Raw genomic sequence first — 16,560 nt, forward strand, 5'->3', positions numbered from 1 at the left:
ACCCAGGTCGTCACCCGCCGAACCGCTCCGCCATCTCACGCAGCCGCAGCACGGCCAGGTCCAGGTCCTCCCCGCTGACGGCCATCCCCGCCCCGCGCAACTTCTCGATCTGGTCGGCCAGCTCGAGGTACTGCCGGTGCGCGTGGTCCCGGCAGGGCAGGCACGTGACGCTCTCCGGGCGCGTGGAGGTCATCGCCCTGCCCGCCTGGATCCCACAGCCGGTGGTGACGATCCCCGGCGCGTCCGGGACCGCCCCCAGCACCGACGAGAGCGCGCCTCGGAAGTCGGCCCGGGCCTCGACGACCCTGCGGTCGACGTGGATGTGTGGATCGGCGTCCATCCGTGCCTCCTTGCCGCGTCAGGGCTGCGGCTCGACGAAGTAACCCGCGACGTCGAACACCACGTCGACGTGGCCCGCGTTGTTGGCGAAGTTGATCGTCCTGGCCTGGATGTCCGGGTGGTTCTCGTACCCGATGCCCGCGTTCACGGCGTTGACCGCGACCTGACCGGGCACGGCGACCGCGATGACAGCGAGTTTTCTCATTGGTTCCCCAGAAGAATGGCCAAAACCCGAACGGGTGACGCGAGCCTAGCCGAGGCAGTGAGTGCCCGGCTCGGGCAGCCGGGTGTCGCCGAAGTACCGGACCACGACGTCTCGAGTGCACGCGCTGCGGGTGGCGGCACCGTGACCCATACCGTCGTAGGTGACGAGCACCGACCCCGGTAGTTGCTCGGCCACGTGCCTGGCTCCCTGGTAGGGGGTGGCCGCGTCGTACCGGGAGTTCAGCACCATGACCGGTGGCACGTCGGGCGCGTGCAGTGGTCGTTGCGGGTTCGTGGCGGGCACCGGCGGGTTGACGCACAGGCTCGCGATGTCGAAGGCGGACGTGTGGAGATCCGGTGCCACGGCACGGGTCCGGGCCGCGAGCCGCGTGGCGTCGGCGTAGGAGCGGGTGTCGTTCCGGTTGTCGGCGCACTGCAGGAAGATCGGCAGCGGCGTGGTCCCGCCCTCGGCCGACCGCGTCGCGCTCGCCTCGAGGTCGGCGATCGCGGCGGCCACCGCCGGTAGGTCCGGCCGGGTCAGCGGCGACACGATGCGGCTGGTGAGTGCCGCGGGGTCGATCCCGTCCGGCAGTGCGCCCTGCTCGGCGCGGTCGTACAGCGTGGCGACGCGGGCGCGGACGTCGGTGCCGTGCAGCGCACACGCGGCGTCGGCGGCACACCACTCGACGAACCGGTCGAACGACTCCTGCCCGGCGAGCGCGCCGGTCACCGCGAACCGGTCGGAGCCGACGGTGTGGTCGAACACGCCGTCCAGCACCATCGTCCTGATCCGGTGGGGGAACCGCTCGGCGTACATCTGCCCGACGACGGTGCCGTAGGACAACGCGTACACGTTCAGCCGGTCCTCGCCGAGCGCTGCCCGCAGCGCGTCGACGTCCCGCGCGACCTGCGTGCTGTCGAGGTGGTCGAACACCGGGCCGGTCCGTCGCCGACAGTCCGCGCCCACGGCCGCCTGTGCGTCGAGCAGCTCGTCGAACTCGGCCTGGCTCCTCGGTTCCGGCCGGTCCATGGCGGCGACGAGCCCGGCGTCGCACAGGACGGGGGAGCTGCGCCGGACGCCTCGCGGGTCGAAGCCGACGACGTCGTAGTGCTCGACGACCTCGGCGGGCAGCAGCACGTCGAGTATCCGGTCGTCGGTCACGGCGTCGACCCCGGAGCTACCCGGCCCGGCGGGCAGGTACACGACCGTGCCGTGCCGTTCCCCGGTGGCCGGATGCCGCGCGACGGCCATCCCGAACCTCTCGCCGTCCGGATCGGCCCAGTCGACCGGCACGTCGAGCGTCACGCAGGACACGGCCGCGTTCTCCTGACAGGCCGTCCACCCGGGCGGCGGGGACGTGAGCACCGAGGCGGCCAGGCACGCGGAAAGCAGACAGATCTTCATGTGCGTCAACACTGGTGGCCTGCGCCGCCCCGCGCTTCCCACCGCGGGCCAGGAACGACTCCTACCGCGGTAGGAGGCGGAGCCGCTCGTCAGTTCCTAGGGTCGGCATGTGACGGCGTTGCGATGGCTCCCGGTTCGGGTGTTACCCGTTCCGGTGATCGCCGCGTATCTGGTGTCCCAGCACGGACTGGTCCCGGCGACCTCGCTCGACTGGCTGCTCGGCATGACCGCCGCGGTCGTGACCGGCGTCGGTGTCCTGGCCCCGCTCACCGCGACCGTCGTCCAGTCGGGGTTGCTGCTGGCGGTGCCTAACACGCAGGCAGCGATGCCGATGGTCTTCCTGATGGCGATGATCACCCTGGGAGAGCTGTGGATCCGCCGCGACGGCCTGCCGTGCCTGGTCGGCACGGCGGTGTCTGTGGCGGCGCAGCTGTGGTTGTACGCACCGCACCTCCACCCGCTGCTGACCCCGATGTCGCTGCTGGTGACGACCGCGCCGCCGGTGTTGCTCGGCATGTACATCCGCTCGGTGCTGCGGGTGGCGCTCGCGGCGGACCGGCGCAGGGAGGAGGCCGTGCTGGCCGCCCGTGTGGCAGAACGCACGGCCATCGCCCGTGAGCTGCACGACCTGGTGGCACACCACCTGGCGTCGATCGCCGTGCAGGTGGGCGCGGCCAGGCACAGCCTGCGGGGCGCCGACGCAGGCGTGGACGCGGCGCTGGCGCAGGCCCACACCACGACCAGGGCCGGTCTCGCGGACCTCAGGCGCCTCATGACAGTGCTGCGTGACCCGACGTCGACAGGCGAGGCCCCCGGTGCCGCGATGGCCGACGCGGGTGGCCTGCCGACCGCGCTGGCCGCGGTGGTGGAGCGCACGCGGGCGGCGGGTGTCGCGGTGGACGCGACCATAGATCCCCAGGTGGCGGACCTGGACTCGATCCGCCGCCTCGCCGTGCTCCGGGTGGTGCAGGAGGGCCTGACGAACGTGGTGAAACACGCGGGCCCGCGAGCCGAGGCGACCGTGTCCGTGCACACGGGCGACACCGTGCGGATAGTCGTGGCGGACAACGGCGCCGCCTCCCGCCGCACCGACAGGGGTTTCGGGCTGGTGGGCATGCGCGAACGGGTGGAGCTGCTCGGCGGCGCGGTGTCGGTGGCCGCACACGACGGCTGGCACCTGACCGTGACGATCCCGGCCGGGACGGACCGGTGATCCGGGTCCTGCTGGTGGACGACCAGCGGCTGGTCCGGGCGGGGCTGAGGATGCTGTGCGAGAGCACCCCGGACCTGGTCGTGGTGGGGGAGGCGGAGAACGGCGAGGAAGCGGTCCGCGCCATGGCTCTCCTCGGCCCGGACGTGGTGCTGATGGACCTGAGGATGCCCGGCGTGGACGGCATCACCGCCACCGCGCGCATCACGGCCGCGACCCCGGCGGCCCGCATCCTGGTGCTGACCACCTTCGACGACGACGAGCACCTGTACCCGGCACTGTCCGCCGGCGCGCAGGGCTTCCTGAGCAAGGACGCCCCACCGGAGGAGCTGCTCGACGCCATCCGTCGCACCGCGGCGGGCGAGTCCCCGTTCAGCCCGGGGGTGCTGCGCGGGCTGGTGCGCAAGGCCGTCGCCGCACACCAGCCGTCGACGGCCCTGCCCGCACTGACCGGCCGGGAACGCGACGTCCTGGCCCTGGTGGGGGAGGGCCTGTCCAACGCGGAGATCGCCGCCCGCCTGCACGTGGCCGTCAGCACGGTGAAGACCCACGTCACGAACCTGATGACGAAGACAGGCGCCGACAACCGGGTCCGCCTGGCCGTGCTGGCCCTGCGTGCCTAACCCCGGCGCGAGGCCCAGACCCCGACGAGGATGACGGCGACCCCGAGCAGGGAGAGCAGGGGCACACCCTCGCGCAGCACGAGGAAGCCCAGTCCCAGCGAGGTGACCGGGATCAGGTAGGTGACCACGGAGGCCCCGACCGCACCCTCGGTCCTGATGAGGGCGTAGTTGAGGACGTAGGCGAGCCCTGACCCGGCGACCCCGAGGACGACGAGCGCGAGCCACGGTCCCACCGACCAGGCGGGCACGCCCGAGGAGTCGAACGGCAGGCACGCGACGGTGAGGACGCTGGCCGCCAGTAGCTGGCCGGTGGAGAGCACGGTCGGGCTCATGTCCTCGTTGGCGAGGTAGCGGCTCATGTAGAGGTAGCTGACGCCGTAGCTGAGCGCGGCGAGGAGGCAGAACGCGGCGCCGACGATGTCCACGGCCCCGGCGTCCCACGGGGTGAAGATCATGAGGCTGCCCGCGAACCCGAGTGCCAGGCCCGCGACCTGCAGGGCGGTGAGCCGTCCGGCGAGGCGGAACACGTAGGACAGGCCCAGTGTCCACAGTGGCGTGGTGGCGTTGAGCGCGCCCGCGATCCCGGAGTCGACCCTGGTCTCGCCGAGCGCGAAGGACAGGTAGGGCACCGCGTTGCCGACGAGGGCCGCGACGAACAGGTGTCCCCAGAGACGCCTGTCCCAGGGCAGTTTCTCCCGTCGCACGACGATGATGGCCAGGAGCACGACGCCGCCGAGGACCATCCGTCCCGCGGTGATCTGCAGTGGGCTGAACACCGCCAGCGCGACCTTGATCCAGAGGAAGTTGGACCCCCACGCGAGCGCCAGGGCTCCGATGAGGAGCGTCCCCCGAGCAGAGGTCCCTGTCACGGCATGCAGCGTCCTTGCGTCGAGCCGATCATCGGCCGCCGACCAGGCTACCCCGGCCGGAGACCGCACGATGTGAGCACCACACGGGCCCGACAAACGCCATGAGTGATATATCGGACAAACTCCTTGCGTGGCGGCATTCGGATCGCGCTCGCATGGCCGGACGGGCCGAGGAAGCCGCTGCCACCCGTGACCACTGCCCTGGTCATCGACCGACGCCGCGGTAGGTGTAGCCGAGACCGCGCGGCGACGCGATCTTCTGCTTGGGGTGGTAGGCACGTCCGTCGAAGACGAGGAACGACTCCGCGACGGGCCGCTCCCCGAGCCGGTGTCGTGGAACTCCTTGTGTAGAGCCAGGATCGCGAGGCAGTCGGCGTTCTTGACGGCGTCGTCGACGGTCGGGGCAGGCGTGATGCCGAAGACCTCCTCTGCCTCCCGGGCGTCCACCAGCGGGTCGAAGATCGTCACCTCGGCACACGACTGTTCGAGTGCGGAGACCACGGCCGGTGCCCTTGGGGATCGTGTTGGCCGCCGCGATCACGTCCAGCATCCGGGCGTCCTCGTTGTCATGAACCTGCCATGCGCCGGTCCCGCCCACCGGGTCAGACGGTGGGCAGGTACCTGGGCGGGTGGCGGACCGGGTTCGCGGTCTCGTAGGCGGCCGCGAGTGACAGCACGGTCGCGTCGTCCCAGCGGCCTGCGAAGAAGGAGATGCCGATCGGCAGCTCCCCGGCGTAGCCGGCCGGCACGGCGACGTTCGGGTAGCCGGACACCGCCGCCGGGCCGGAGGACTCCAGCAGGAAGCCCTGGTCGCCGAGCCCGTACGTGGTGCGCCACGCGGGCCCGTTGGTGGGGGAGACGATCGCGTCCAGGTCGTGCGCGGCCATCGTCTCGTCGATGGAGCGCCTGGCGAGCGAGGTCGCGGTGGCCCGCCACTGGCGGTAGGCCGGGTCGTCCGTGCCGGGCACGGTCAACGCCTGCTCGAACAGCTCCTGGCCGAACCTGCTCAGCTCCACCGGGTCCTGCCGGTTGAACTCGACGAGCCCGGCGATCGTCTTCGGCACCCCTGGCCTGCGTGCCAGGTACGCGGGCAGGTCCCTGGTGAACTCGCTGAGCAGCGCGGGCGACTCGGCTGCGCCGAACTCCGCCCGGTAGGGCATGTCGACCTCGACCACCGTGGCGCCCCCTGCCCGCAGGGTCGCCACCGAGCGGGCGACCACGCGGTCCACGTCCGGGTCGATGCCCGCCTGCCGCCAGACGCCGATGCGCGCACCCCGCAGCGCACCGGGCCGCAGCAGCTTCGCGTAGTCGGTCGGCTGGTTCGCCGGGTAGTTCGCGGTCGCCGGGTCCTCGCGGTCCCGGCCCTGGAGCACCGACATGGTGATCGCGGCGTCCACCACGTGCCTCGCCATCGGTCCGGCGGTGTCCTGCTCGGCGGAGATCGGTGCGATGCCGGTGCGGCTGACCAGCCCGAGCGAGGGCTTGTGGCCGACGACCCCGTTGTTGCCCGCCGGGCACACGATCGACCCGTCGGTCTCGGTGCCGATGGCGACCTGCGCGAGCGATGCCGCGACCCCCGCCCCCGACCCGGACGACGAGCCGCACGGGTTGCGGTCGAGCACGTAGGGGTTGTTGGTCTGGCCGCCGACGCCCGACCAGCCGGAGGTGGCGTTGGTGGAGCGGAAGTTCGCCCACTCGGACAGGTTGGTCTTGCCGAGGATCACCGCACCGCCCGCACGGAGCCTGCGAACGACGGTGGCGTCCACGGCCGGCGGCGCGGCGAGCAACGCCCGCGACCCCGCCGTCGTGTCGAGCCCTCCGGTGTCGATGTTGTCCTTGAGCAGCACCGGAATCCCGTCGAGCGGTCCACGGGTGTGGCCGGTCCGCCTGCGCCGGTCGCTCGCCGCGGCCTGCGACAGGGCCGTCCGGTCGACCGCGAGCACGGCGTGGATCCTGCGGTCCACCGTGCGGATCCGGTCGAGGTAGGCCGTGGTCAGCTCCACCGACGTGAGCCTGCCCCGGTCCATCAGCGCCTGCAGGCCGGGGATGGTGGCCGAGTCGAGGTCGAGCTGTGGCCGCGCGGCACTGGCCTCGGCGGACGGCGCCGCCGCCGCGATGGCGATTGCCAACAGAACCGAGGAAACTCGCGAAAATCGCACACCGCAGCTAAGCGTTTACCCGCGCGGCCGTCAACCACTCTGGTCGAGCCCGGCGAGGAGTTGGTGTGCGGTGTCGACGAGGTTGTGGCGCAGGGTGTGGCGGCGGGTGGCGAGCCCGATCAGGGCCGTGTGGGTGGCGGGTCGGTAGCCGAGGTACACGTGGTGGCCGAGGGTGGCGCCGCCGTGGAAGTAGATCGGTCCGTGCCGGCTTTCGTGGCAGAACCAGGTCAGGGTGCGGTCGGGGGCGCGGCGGGGCCGGGGCGCGGTGTGGGTGGCACGCACGGCGTGGAGGGCGGCGTCCAGCGGCGTGGTGTCGGGACAGAGGTGGGCCTCGAGGTAGGTCAGCAGGTCGTCCGGGGTGGCGCGGACGGCACCGGCCGGCGCGAACCCGTTGAGTTCGATGTGGTCGACGGGGGTGCCCGCGTCGCGGTGGCCGACGGCGTCCGCGCCGTCCTGTCCTGGGGCGGTCCGGGTGTGCCGAAGTCCCAGCGGACGCAGCACACGTTCGGACAGCAGGTCTTCGTAGCACGTGCCCGCCGTGTGCGCGAGGGCGTGGCCGAGCACGGCCGCGCCGAAGTTGGAGTAGCGCCAACGGTGTCCGGGAGCGTGGCGGCCGCGGTGTTGGTGGAAGGCGTCCAGTAGTCGCTGGCGGGAGTAGTCGGCGTAGGGACTGGTGGTCCGCCCGGACAGGTAGAACCCCACGACGCCACGCAGGTCGGGCATGCCGGGCAGGCCGGCGGTGTGGGTGCACAGGTGCACCAGGCTGATCGTCTCGGGCGCCGAGGGGCCTGTCGGCGTCGGCAGACAGGCGGTGACGGGGGTGTCGTAGCGAAGGTGCCCGTCGTGGACGAGCCCGGCCAGCAGCAGACCCATGAACGTCTTCGACACCGAGCCGATCTCGTAACGGAGGTTCTCCCGCCCTGCCGCGGGTTCCTCGGCGGTGCCGGAGGTGACGATGGTGCGGTCACCGTGATGCGTGAGACCGAACACCACGTCGGGTGCCCTGACGGAGTCGGCGGCGTCCTGGAGCTGTCGTGCCGGTGTCGGGTTCACGCGAGCATGGCCGTCAGCGCGCGTGAGGTCGCGAGGGTCGCGGCGAACGCGGTGACCAGGGTGGGATGGTAGGCGGCGTCGAAGACCGCCTGGCTGTCCCCGACGGGGAGGTCCCCCTCGTCGGGTAGCGCACCCTCCGGGGTCTGTACCGAGGCGAGCATCCGCCAGTGCTCGGTGTCCAGCACCGGATCGGGCAGGCAGGCGTCGACGACGAGCCATTCCCCGAGCAGGTCCCACAGCCGCCGCCGGGCGCAGTCACGCTTCCACACCGGCATCCACAGCTGGAGGTACTCGGCGATCTCGGCAGGGAGCCGGTCGGGGTGGGTGCCCCAGTCGGTGAGGTAGAAGACGGTGTGGGTGATGGTGTACGCGACGACCTGGTCGACCAGCCACGGTTCGGGTAGGCGCCCCAGCCAGGTGTCCCGGAGGAGACGTTCGAGATCGTCCGAGGAGCGCATCCCGAGCTGGTGCTCGGCGGTGGCCACGGACAGCCGACGGAGGGGCGAGATCTCCACCACGGACGGTGCCCGCAGCCCGGACACCAGCACCCGCAGGCTTTCCTCCAGTCGTGGATGCCGATATCCCCGGTCGTGGAAGGAGGCGTAGATCTCGGCGGGGCCGGGTGCCGGTGCGTTCTCGCGTTGGCAGCGATCCAGCAGGTCGCCACCCTCGAGGAGGTCGTGCCACGCGAAGTCCAGCAGCTGCCGGGCGCTGGCGGCGTGGCGGGACCCGGTGACGCCTTCCCGCACGAGCACGCCGGCCACCAACGCCAGCTCTCCCACCGGTTTCAGCCATGCCGTCGAGGTGGAGTCGGCCTTCTCCTCGGGACAGGGCCGAAAACGCTCGCGGTGGGTGTCCACCCACTCCCACGCCCGCATCCCGGTCCGGTGCACCATGGCGGTGTCGTCGGTCATCGGTGCGCCTCGCGGATCATCCGTGCCGCCTGGACGTGCAGGTCGACCCGCGCGTCCGCGTCGGCACCCAGGTGTCGCACGAACTCCAGGCCGGTGTCCAGGCTCAGCGACCGGGGCACGCCGTCCAGCAGCGTCAGCCACCGGCCCACTCCCGCTGCCTGCAGCCAGTCCCGGCGACGGACCGCCCACGCGAAGCCCCTGGCCACATCGGACACCCGCGTCGACAGCTCACGGGTGAGCGCGTCACCCGAGCCGGGCGTCGCGAGCGCGGCCAGCAGAGCCAGCCGGTGCGCCAACTCCGGCCACGGCACGTCCCGCACCCACGCCGCGTCCGGTCGCGCCACCGGCGCCTCCCGTCTCCCGAGCGGCTCGATCGAGCGCACCGCGTCACACAGTCCCCAGTACGTCCAGAACGTCGTCACCGGTGCGGTCGGCCCAGGCGCGAAGGCCGCCACCGCGGCTCGCGCGGCCTCCAGGTCACCGGCCGCCGTCTCGTGCCCCAGCAGGGCGTGTGGTGCGAGCACGTCCGCACCCAGCACACGCACCGCCGCGACCCGTACCGTGTCGGTCGGGTCCGCGATCAGCTGCACCGCGCGGCCGTGGTGTCCGTCCCGCAGCACGGACACCACGGCCGACGCGCACTCCTGGACCGCGTCAGTTACGCGGCCACTCGTGTCCATCCGCGTGGCCGGTCACTTCTTGGGCTTGCGGGGCCCCGAGGGGGACAACGAGCCGATCTGTACCAACGGACCGTTGAGCATCCTGAGGTCGCGGAGGTCGTCAGCGCGTTCCGGTGCCTCCAACAGCGCCGTGACCTCGGCGGACACCTCGTCGGTGTACGTCGTCGCGATCGTCTCGACAGCAGCGGTCATACGGATCAACTCCTCACTCACCTCCGGCGGAACCTCCACCGTGTGGCAATGGCTCCAACGCACCACACCGAGATCCCGGTGGCTAGCCAAACCCACCGAACGAGCGACGAACCACCCACGATCCAGCGACCGAGTCCGACGACCGACTCCATTGCGTAAAGTGCCCTCGTCGGTCCGGAGTGGTCGGACATTTGTGAGTATTGCTGACGCACGGTAAGTAATAGCCCTCTCGCGTCGCCGTATTTCGGTGTAGCCGATGTGCCGTGCACACCTACGAACGAATTTCGCCCTGCGCTACTGTCACGCCGAGCGAGTGATTTGACGCGTGTCGGGGGCCCAGGTGACAGACGAGTTCGTGATGTCCGAAGGCATGGTCGTCGCCATGCGCTATGTGCTGACGGACGGCCCGTTCAGGGGTGGATCCGGTGAGGTTTGGCAGGCCAGGGACCGGAACCTGGACGACCGCCTGGTCGCGTTGAAACGTGCCCGGTTCGACCGGCACGGACTCGAGGTTTTCCGGCAGTTGCAGCGCGAACGCAGCGCCCTGATCGAGTTGAACCACAGCCACGTGGTCACGCTCTACGACGTCGTGCCCGTCGACAGCGCTGGTGAGGAAGCCGGGTACTGGCTGGTGATGGAATGGGTGTCCGGTGGGAGCCTCGCCGCGGTGATGAAGAACGCGAGCAAGGGCGAGGAGGCGTTGCTGTCGCCAGGGGAGGCGGCGGTTTACGGAAGGCAGATAGCGACCGCGCTCGCCGCCGTACACGCGAAGAACATCATTCACGGCGACGTCAAACCGGGAAACCTGTTCTGGTCCCCGGACGGCGACAATGTCAAACTCGGTGACTTCGGGACGGCACTCCGGCTCGACGACAACACGACCGCACGCGCCAATATCTGGCTGACCCCGGGGTACGCGGCTCCGGAAGTGAAGCTGCACGGCACGCCCCGACCGGAGTCCGACGTGTACTCCCTCGGCTGCACCCTGTACGCGCTGATGACCGGTTGGCCTCCAGTCCACATAGGACCGAAGTCGACCGCGCGACCATGGTGGGCCAGACGCGACAGGCTCGGGACAACCGCTGATCTGGGCCCGATCCACGACGCACTGTCCGCGATGCTCCGGCCCGAGGTGGCGGCCCGGCCAAGCGCGGCCGACGCCGCGGCGCTGCTGGCACGAGCGGCGGACAGGGCCGAACGAACGGGTCGCGGCCGGCTGTGGCGACGCTTGGCCGTGTCGGCGTTGGCAGTCGTGGTGTTCGCGTCGACCGCGTGGTTCGTGTCGCTGGTCACGCGCGACGATGCCGCCTCGGCGACGGACGGGGTTCTCGGGGACCCGCGCACCGCCGACCCGTGCGCCCTCATCGATGCCACTGCCTTCAGCCGGTTCGGGAGCACGATGCTGGATCGGGCGTACGGCAACTTCCAGAGATGTGACGTCATCGTCTCCCCGGGATTCGACGCACCAGTCGATGTCGAGGTGCAGTTCGAGGAGAAGCCGTTGGAGGAGGGCGTCGTCCCCGCCCGGCACGTGGGTGAGTTCGAGATCGTCGGTTGGCCGCCCGAGAGCGACGCATGCGTGCGCGGGCTGCCCCTCACTCCCAGCGACGGCGGTACATCTGTCATTGTGAATGTCGACTTCCACGACGACCCGGGCAGCACGGACCTGTGCGTGTTCGCCGATGTCGCCGCTGACGTCGCGGCGCGCAGCCTTGATCGGCTGCGCCAGGCAGGCCAGGTCCTTCCGCGACGATCCTTCCGCGACGGCTCGCTGGCCCACCTCGACGCGTGCTCGCTACTCAAGGGCGATGCCCTCGCCGCCGAGATCCCCGGTGTCGACGCCGCCACACCCGACATCGGCTACGGACGATGGCAATGCCGGTGGCGCAGCACCACCGACGCCATCGAGGTGGACGTACGTTTCGACCAGTCGGAGCCCATGGACGCGACCGATGGGCAACCGACCACGATCACGGACCGGGAAGCCTTCGTCAGCCCGGAAGGAGACGGCCACGGTACCTGCGTGGTCAATGTGATGAACCGCACCTACCACGGGCAGTACGGGCGCACGGTCGCCGAGATGCTGCAGGTGACCGTGAGCGAGCACAAGGCCGGGGACCTGCCGACGTGCCAGAAGGCGACGGCCCTGGCCACCGCGGCAGCCGCCGCGTTGCCGCCGAAGTAATCGGTTGGGCGGGCGCCGCGCGAGCTGGTAGCGTGCCCAGAGCCGTGACACGACTCGAGGAGGTGAGACCCATGAACGCTGGTTCGACGTGGGTGCTCCCCTCGTCTTCACGGTCGGGCGATTGACGTAGGTGTCGCCGGGAGCGCCTGACAGGGCATTCCCGAAAGGTGACCACCTATGAACTCTGTGCATTTCACCTCGGCAACAGGCGAGCACACCGTCGAGATCACGCGCGTCGCGGACACGCAGTGGCACGCCGTGGAGGACGGCCGCGTGGTCGGCCGAGGCGAGGCCTCCCGCAGACCGGACGGCCGACTCTTCCTCAGCACCGACGCGTGGCACGACCAGGTCTTCGACAGGCTCGCGGGTGCCATGCTGACGGTCCTGTCGAGACCGCTGTACACGTTGGTCGACGAGGCCGACGTGGACCTGACGTCCAACTGGGAACGGGCCGGCTTCAGGACGCGCCGCCGCGAGTGGGAGTACGTCGTACCCACGGACCCGCAAGTCACCGGACTCGGCACGTCGCGGCCGCCGGCGGACGTGAGGATCATCGCCATGGGCGAGGCGGAGGAGGGCCCGCTGCGGGCGCTGGACCGAACGATCCGCGACGAGGTCGGGGCCACGGTCGGCTGGCAGGAGATGCCTGCCGAGGTACTGCACCTCCCGGCCGGCGTGACAGTGCTGGACCCGTCGAAGTACGCGGTGGCGGCGAAGGCCGACCACTACGTGGGCCTGGTCCGACTGGCGCCGAGGATCCGTCAACCAAGGATCGGACTGATAGCGGTCCGAGCCGACCAGCACCGTCGCGGTATCGCCAGGGCACTGCTGACCCACGTACTGGGTTCGCTGCACCAGGCCGGAGTCGCAAGGGCGACGGCCGAGGTACACGAGTCCAACGCGGCGGCCACGGCACTGTTCGACGGCGTAGGCGCCCGACGCGCGAGCAGCAACCTCGAACTGGTCCTCGCGTAACCCCCCGAGCGCACCCCGGAGAAACGAGAAAAATGGTAAAAGCAAAAAGCGGCATCGAAGTGGAAGGTGTCGTGGTCGAGTGCCTACGCAACGCCAACTTCACGGTAGAGCTGGAGAACGGCCACAAGGTACTGGCACACATCAGCGGGAAGATCAGGAAGAACTACATCAAGATCCTCCCGTACGACCGCGTACTGGTCGAGCTGACCCCGTACGACCTGTCCCGAGGCCGCATCCTCTTCCGCTACCGGAACTGACGACGCGGAACCAGGCCTGACAACACTGTCGGCGGACGATTCGACGTCGTCCGCCGACAGTGCTGTCACCCCTCGACCTTCCAGGCATCAGCACGCCGTACGTGGCACGCGGTCCTCAGATTCGGGACAGGAGCTCGTGCTTCTTCGCCTCGAACTCGTCGGACGTCACCACGCCGAGGTCTCGCAGCTCCCCGAGCTTGCGTAGCTGTTCGTAGACATCCGGAGCGTTCGCGGCGGGCACGGGTGGCGCGTGATGGATCATTGGCGCAGGCTGGATCGGCGCCGGGGCCGGACGTGCGAGCCGCGCTCGCACGGCGTCCGCGATCTGCTTGCCATCCTTCTTGTTCATCTGGTCGATGTCAGCCTTGTTGCCCGAAGCGAAGATCGCCAACGTACCGAGGACCATGCCAGAGCTCCACTGGACGGACGAGATCTTGTCCATGGGAAAGTCCTCGATCGTCTTTCGGGTCATGCCATCCATCACGAACAGCAGCCTGCGATCGGTCAACACCACGAGACCCGTGCCACCGCCGTAACGCCCGGCGGCCATCAGGTGCACCGACTCGTGTTCCCACAGGTGGTTCGTGAGTCGCTTCATCTCTCGACCCGCGCCCAGCCGAGTCTGCATCTTGTCCTTCGCGGCCTGGATGTCCGGCCGCGAACCATCCGTCATGCCATCCCCCATGCTTGATCGCTTACCTCCTCATCGGCGAACGCGGAGGAGCGTTACCGGGCCCAGCCCATTCCGCGGCGCCCCGACACGGCCGACTGCGACCCACACCTCACCGGCTCGGGCCAAGCGACCTCGGCAGCCCGAAGGAGGGAAACACGCTGTTCTCGAAACGGGTCATGGCACTGATCCGCTCCCCGGCGAGGGTGATGACGTACACGCCGGTCCCGTGGCTGACGCCGCTGGACGAGCGCAGGTAGGCACCGAACGCGGGCTGGCCGTTGGCCCGGGTCGGCACGAGGTCGAACCTGCGGTCGGCGCCGAACAGCCTCTCGAAGAACTGGGCCACGACCTCCCGCCCTTCGTACTCGAACGGCAGTGGCGGCATGGACACGAAGACGTCCGTGGTCGCGTCGGGAGGCGGCTCGGCGGCGAGCACCCCGATGGCCAGCGCCGAGCTGACGCCACCCAGTACCACCGCAGGCGGGATGGTCGCGGGCCAGTCGCGGGACGCGGCGTAGGTCGCCGTGCCCAGGACGCCCAACGCCGAGCCGGTCAGGCCACCGAGCAGGCACAGCACGACGGACTCCGTGAAGAACTGGGTCCGTATCTGGCCCCGGGTGTTGCCCAGCGCCCGTCGCAGGCCGATCTCGCGTTTGCGTTCCAGGACGGAGATCACCATCGTGTTGGCCACGTCCACGCCGCCGACCAGGAGGGCGACGCCGGCCAGGCCGTCTCGACCCGCACCACGCAACGCGCGTTCGCGACCACCGACGAGTCGGTGACCGCCTATATCCGTGGCGCCAGACTGGAAAGCGCCCGACGCGAACTGGTGGAGCGCCTTGGTCGGCTCACTGTCACCGAAGTCGCGGCACGTTGGCATTTCGCGGACAGCAGCCGTTTCATCCGCGCCTTCTGGAAGCGGTACGGCCAGTCACCCGCCGAGTACGCCAGATCAACCGGCCAGACCGCGGATTTCTGAAGCACCGCCCAGCAAACGCGCGGTCCTTTGTGTCGCACCCGCATGAAAGGATGCCGCTGTCAGCCCCGGCGCGTGGCATACAAACGCACAATCAAGATAACTAGTTCGCGGCGGACGATGCCATATTACTCTTTCCCGATCATTGGTGGCCAGATTTGGTTCTGGACGCTGCGCTAATGGCGGCGCATACTCGTTGGATGGTGGCGGTCGTCACGCCACCAAGGTCCCTGTGGTGAGGAGACCATCATGTCCTTTCGCACCAAGATCGCCGCCGTCGCTCTGACAATGACCACGGTGACCGCACCCACCGTTCTGGCTCCGCCGACCGCGCAGGCCGCACTGGGCGATCTCACCTGTGCCCTCAACGCCGCGTATCTCACCTTCACCCCGCCTCTCAAAGCCGGCCAGTCCTCGAGCGTCAACGGGTACGCGAACCTGACCGGATGTGTCTCCCTGACCAGCTACGGCCGCCTGACCCGAGCCACCATCGCCGCCTCCGGCACCGTCACCGCCGCCCCGGGCATCAACCCCTGCGGCCTCATCCTGGACATGCCGCTGACCGGTCAGGTCACCTGGGACACCGGTGAGACCTCCGACATCAACGTCCTGCTCAGCACGCAGTTGTCGTCTCTGCCCGTACTCGTCGGCATCGACGTGACCTCGGGACCACTCGTCGGTGACAGTGCCAACAACACCGTCGTGCCCGCTCCCGTGCCCAACCTGGACTGCGCGATCGTCGGCCTCCAAACGCTGACCGTGCCCGTCCTGGCCATCAGTTTCTACTGACAGCACTCTCGGCAATGCGCCCTACCACCTCTGCCACCCACGACACGCAGTCGTCTCAGGCGCTCGGCGTCGGTTCGTAGCGGGCGGTCGTGGCCATCCAGTACATCAGCCCGGATGCCAGCGCACGCACGCCTTTCGCGTAGCGGTCCGCCGGTTCCGGCAGGGCGGCCGCCGCGTCGCACAGGAAGTCCAGGGTGAGCAGTTCGGCGTTGACCAGTTCGACGATCTTGGTCACCGCTTCTTCGCCGGTCAGGCCCTCGTGTGTCGTCAGCACCACCCCGAGGTTGGCGCCGGTGCCGTGGGCGACTTCCCGCTGGTAGGAGAACAGGTCGTTGGCCCACGTGCTCGCGTTGCTGAGCCGCAGTGCGAGGTCGGTGATCTCCGGGCGACCGGACAACTCCTCCGGCAGCCAGGCCTCGTTCGCCAGCTCGATGAGGGCGGCGGCGTAGAACATGCCTCCGTTGTAGTGGCGGGACGTCACGTACTGCGCCGTCGTCGGCACCGAGCTCGCCGCGCGGTGCGTGCGCTCGTCCATGCTCGTTTCCAGATACGCCAGGTGGATCCGCGCGGCCCGGTCCAGCCAGTGGTCCGGCGCGACCGACTGGGTCTCGGTCCACAGCGAGTCCAGAAGCGCCGCGAGCGGCTCGGCTGCCACCTCGGCCGAAGTGGCCTTGCCGGTGAGGATGTCGGTGATCAGCCCCACGACGTGGGCGGCGTGTTCGTCCTGGTCTGGGCCCCAGATCTCGTCGAGAAAGTCGTCGAGGCACGACATGTGGGAGAGTAATCGGCCTGCCAGCCAGAGACCGGGATAGTCGGCGTCCGGCCACATCCGTGCGTGCTCCTCGGCGCCCTGGAAGTTGAGGAACTGCCTGGTAAGGCGGTCGGCGTCCGCGCAGCCGGAGAAGACGTCCTGTTCGACGAACCACTGCTCGGTGTCGACGACGAGCTGGTCGAAATGTGGGTTCAGGCGGGCGGGAAAAGGACATCTGATCACGAGATCCGAGTCCGGTGCCTGTTCCCCGAGCCAGTGCACCGCAGGAGTCCAGCGGGTTGCCAC

The 16,560-nt window shown here is 69.7% G+C and carries 18 protein-coding genes and 2 pseudogenes; 7 read left to right on the top strand and 13 right to left on the bottom strand.

Annotated elements, in window-relative coordinates; genetic code table 11:
* Positions 1–10: 10 nt before the first annotated feature.
* Genes CLV71_RS12880 through CLV71_RS12890 form a run of 3 tightly spaced genes read right to left on the bottom strand, consistent with a single transcriptional unit; the run spans position 11 to position 1,948 of the window.
* Positions 11–340 carry a hypothetical protein gene (locus CLV71_RS12880; RefSeq protein ID WP_133902937.1) on the bottom strand — a complete coding sequence of 110 codons (330 nt, stop codon included), beginning with the start codon at positions 338–340 and terminating at the stop codon, positions 11–13.
* Positions 341–358: 18 nt separating this feature from the next.
* Complete coding sequence (locus tag CLV71_RS12885) at positions 359–544, bottom strand: hypothetical protein (protein WP_133902938.1); 186 nt, start codon at positions 542–544, stop codon at positions 359–361.
* Positions 545–589: 45 nt separating this feature from the next.
* Entirely contained in the window at positions 590–1,948 is a 1,359-nt protein-coding gene (locus CLV71_RS12890) for an alpha/beta hydrolase (protein ID WP_133902939.1), read from the bottom strand.
* Between the two features lie 109 nt (positions 1,949–2,057).
* On the opposite strand from CLV71_RS12890, the gene CLV71_RS12895 reads away from it, so the two are divergent.
* Positions 2,058–3,161: a sensor histidine kinase gene (locus CLV71_RS12895; protein WP_133902940.1), complete on the top strand. Its 1,104-nt coding sequence runs from the start codon at positions 2,058–2,060 to the stop codon at positions 3,159–3,161.
* Complete coding sequence (locus CLV71_RS12900; protein ID WP_133902941.1) at positions 3,158–3,781, top strand: response regulator; 624 nt, start codon at positions 3,158–3,160, stop codon at positions 3,779–3,781. The genes CLV71_RS12895 and CLV71_RS12900 overlap by 4 nt, the downstream gene beginning before the upstream one ends.
* Here the strand turns inward: CLV71_RS12900 and CLV71_RS47610 are convergent.
* From CLV71_RS47610 to CLV71_RS12930, 7 genes and pseudogenes are all read right to left on the bottom strand, one after another.
* Positions 3,778–4,650, bottom strand: coding sequence for a DMT family transporter (locus CLV71_RS47610; RefSeq protein WP_166664068.1), 873 nt, complete (start codon positions 4,648–4,650; stop codon positions 3,778–3,780). The two genes, CLV71_RS12900 and CLV71_RS47610, sit on opposite strands and share 4 nt — an antisense overlap.
* A 342-nt stretch (positions 4,651–4,992) precedes the next feature.
* Positions 4,993–5,160, bottom strand: a pseudogene (locus tag CLV71_RS50630) (UDP binding domain-containing protein); the annotation flags it as partial.
* A gap of 92 nt (positions 5,161–5,252) precedes the next feature.
* Complete coding sequence (locus CLV71_RS12910) at positions 5,253–6,782, bottom strand: amidase (protein WP_424923878.1); 1,530 nt, start codon at positions 6,780–6,782, stop codon at positions 5,253–5,255.
* Between the two features lie 57 nt (positions 6,783–6,839).
* Positions 6,840–7,862, bottom strand: a complete 1,023-nt coding sequence (locus tag CLV71_RS12915) for a serine hydrolase domain-containing protein (protein WP_133902944.1) — start codon at positions 7,860–7,862, stop codon at positions 6,840–6,842.
* Entirely contained in the window at positions 7,859–8,776 is a 918-nt protein-coding gene (locus CLV71_RS12920; protein ID WP_133902945.1) for a DUF6895 family protein, read from the bottom strand. Before CLV71_RS12920 ends, CLV71_RS12915 begins: the two co-directional genes overlap by 4 nt.
* Entirely contained in the window at positions 8,773–9,456 is a 684-nt protein-coding gene (locus CLV71_RS12925; RefSeq protein WP_133902946.1) for a hypothetical protein, read from the bottom strand. The genes CLV71_RS12920 and CLV71_RS12925 overlap by 4 nt, the downstream gene beginning before the upstream one ends.
* A gap of 12 nt (positions 9,457–9,468) precedes the next feature.
* Positions 9,469–9,648, bottom strand: a complete 180-nt coding sequence (locus CLV71_RS12930) for a hypothetical protein (RefSeq protein WP_133902947.1) — start codon at positions 9,646–9,648, stop codon at positions 9,469–9,471.
* 340 nt (positions 9,649–9,988) lie between these two features.
* On the opposite strand from CLV71_RS12930, the gene CLV71_RS12935 reads away from it, so the two are divergent.
* From CLV71_RS12935 to infA, 3 genes are all read left to right on the top strand, one after another.
* Positions 9,989–11,833 (top strand): protein kinase domain-containing protein, encoded by a 1,845-nt coding sequence (locus CLV71_RS12935; RefSeq protein WP_133902948.1) that lies wholly within the window; start codon positions 9,989–9,991, stop codon positions 11,831–11,833.
* Between the two features lie 177 nt (positions 11,834–12,010).
* The gene (locus CLV71_RS12940) at positions 12,011–12,808 is read left to right on the top strand and encodes a GNAT family N-acetyltransferase (protein WP_133902949.1); all 798 of its coding nucleotides are present in this window, start codon (positions 12,011–12,013) and stop codon (positions 12,806–12,808) included.
* 32 nt (positions 12,809–12,840) lie between these two features.
* On the top strand, positions 12,841–13,065 hold the full coding sequence (infA, locus tag CLV71_RS12945; RefSeq protein ID WP_133902950.1) for a translation initiation factor IF-1: 225 nt from the start codon (positions 12,841–12,843) through the stop codon (positions 13,063–13,065).
* A 115-nt stretch (positions 13,066–13,180) separates the two neighbouring features.
* Here infA and CLV71_RS12950 read toward each other — a convergent pair whose 3' ends face one another.
* Both CLV71_RS12950 and CLV71_RS49245 read right to left on the bottom strand, forming a co-directional pair.
* On the bottom strand, positions 13,181–13,750 hold the full coding sequence (locus CLV71_RS12950; protein ID WP_208297535.1) for a PH domain-containing protein: 570 nt from the start codon (positions 13,748–13,750) through the stop codon (positions 13,181–13,183).
* Between the two features lie 403 nt (positions 13,751–14,153).
* Positions 14,154–14,468, bottom strand: a pseudogene (locus tag CLV71_RS49245) (ABC transporter permease); the annotation flags it as partial.
* 48 nt (positions 14,469–14,516) lie between these two features.
* Here CLV71_RS49245 and CLV71_RS49250 point away from each other — a divergent pair.
* Positions 14,517–14,717 carry a helix-turn-helix domain-containing protein gene (locus tag CLV71_RS49250; RefSeq protein ID WP_243866400.1) on the top strand — a complete coding sequence of 67 codons (201 nt, stop codon included), beginning with the start codon at positions 14,517–14,519 and terminating at the stop codon, positions 14,715–14,717.
* 246 nt (positions 14,718–14,963) lie between these two features.
* On the top strand, positions 14,964–15,503 hold the full coding sequence (locus CLV71_RS12965) for a hypothetical protein (RefSeq protein WP_133902951.1): 540 nt from the start codon (positions 14,964–14,966) through the stop codon (positions 15,501–15,503).
* 55 nt (positions 15,504–15,558) lie between these two features.
* Here CLV71_RS12965 and CLV71_RS12970 read toward each other — a convergent pair whose 3' ends face one another.
* Positions 15,559–16,536, bottom strand: a complete 978-nt coding sequence (locus tag CLV71_RS12970) for a terpene synthase family protein (protein WP_133902952.1) — start codon at positions 16,534–16,536, stop codon at positions 15,559–15,561.
* Positions 16,537–16,560: the final 24 nt, after the last annotated feature.

The sequence above is a fragment of the Actinophytocola oryzae genome, assembly GCF_004364325.1.
Taxonomy (GTDB): Bacteria; Actinomycetota; Actinomycetes; order Mycobacteriales; family Pseudonocardiaceae; genus Actinophytocola; species Actinophytocola oryzae.

Coding starts and splice junctions, on each gene's coding strand:
- CLV71_RS12880 (WP_133902937.1), bottom strand. CDS start 340: ATGGACGCCGATCCACACATCCACGTCGACCGCAGGGTCGTCGAGGCC.
- CLV71_RS12885 (WP_133902938.1), bottom strand. CDS start 544: ATGAGAAAACTCGCTGTCATCGCGGTCGCCGTGCCCGGTCAGGTCGCG.
- CLV71_RS12890 (WP_133902939.1), bottom strand. CDS start 1,948: ATGAAGATCTGTCTGCTTTCCGCGTGCCTGGCCGCCTCGGTGCTCACG.
- CLV71_RS12920 (WP_133902945.1), bottom strand. CDS start 8,776: ATGACCGACGACACCGCCATGGTGCACCGGACCGGGATGCGGGCGTGG.
- CLV71_RS12925 (WP_133902946.1), bottom strand. CDS start 9,456: ATGGACACGAGTGGCCGCGTAACTGACGCGGTCCAGGAGTGCGCGTCG.
- CLV71_RS12930 (WP_133902947.1), bottom strand. CDS start 9,648: ATGACCGCTGCTGTCGAGACGATCGCGACGACGTACACCGACGAGGTG.
- CLV71_RS12940 (WP_133902949.1), top strand. CDS start 12,011: ATGAACTCTGTGCATTTCACCTCGGCAACAGGCGAGCACACCGTCGAG.
- infA (WP_133902950.1), top strand. CDS start 12,841: ATGGTAAAAGCAAAAAGCGGCATCGAAGTGGAAGGTGTCGTGGTCGAG.
- CLV71_RS12950 (WP_208297535.1), bottom strand. CDS start 13,750: ATGGGGGATGGCATGACGGATGGTTCGCGGCCGGACATCCAGGCCGCG.
- CLV71_RS12965 (WP_133902951.1), top strand. CDS start 14,964: ATGTCCTTTCGCACCAAGATCGCCGCCGTCGCTCTGACAATGACCACG.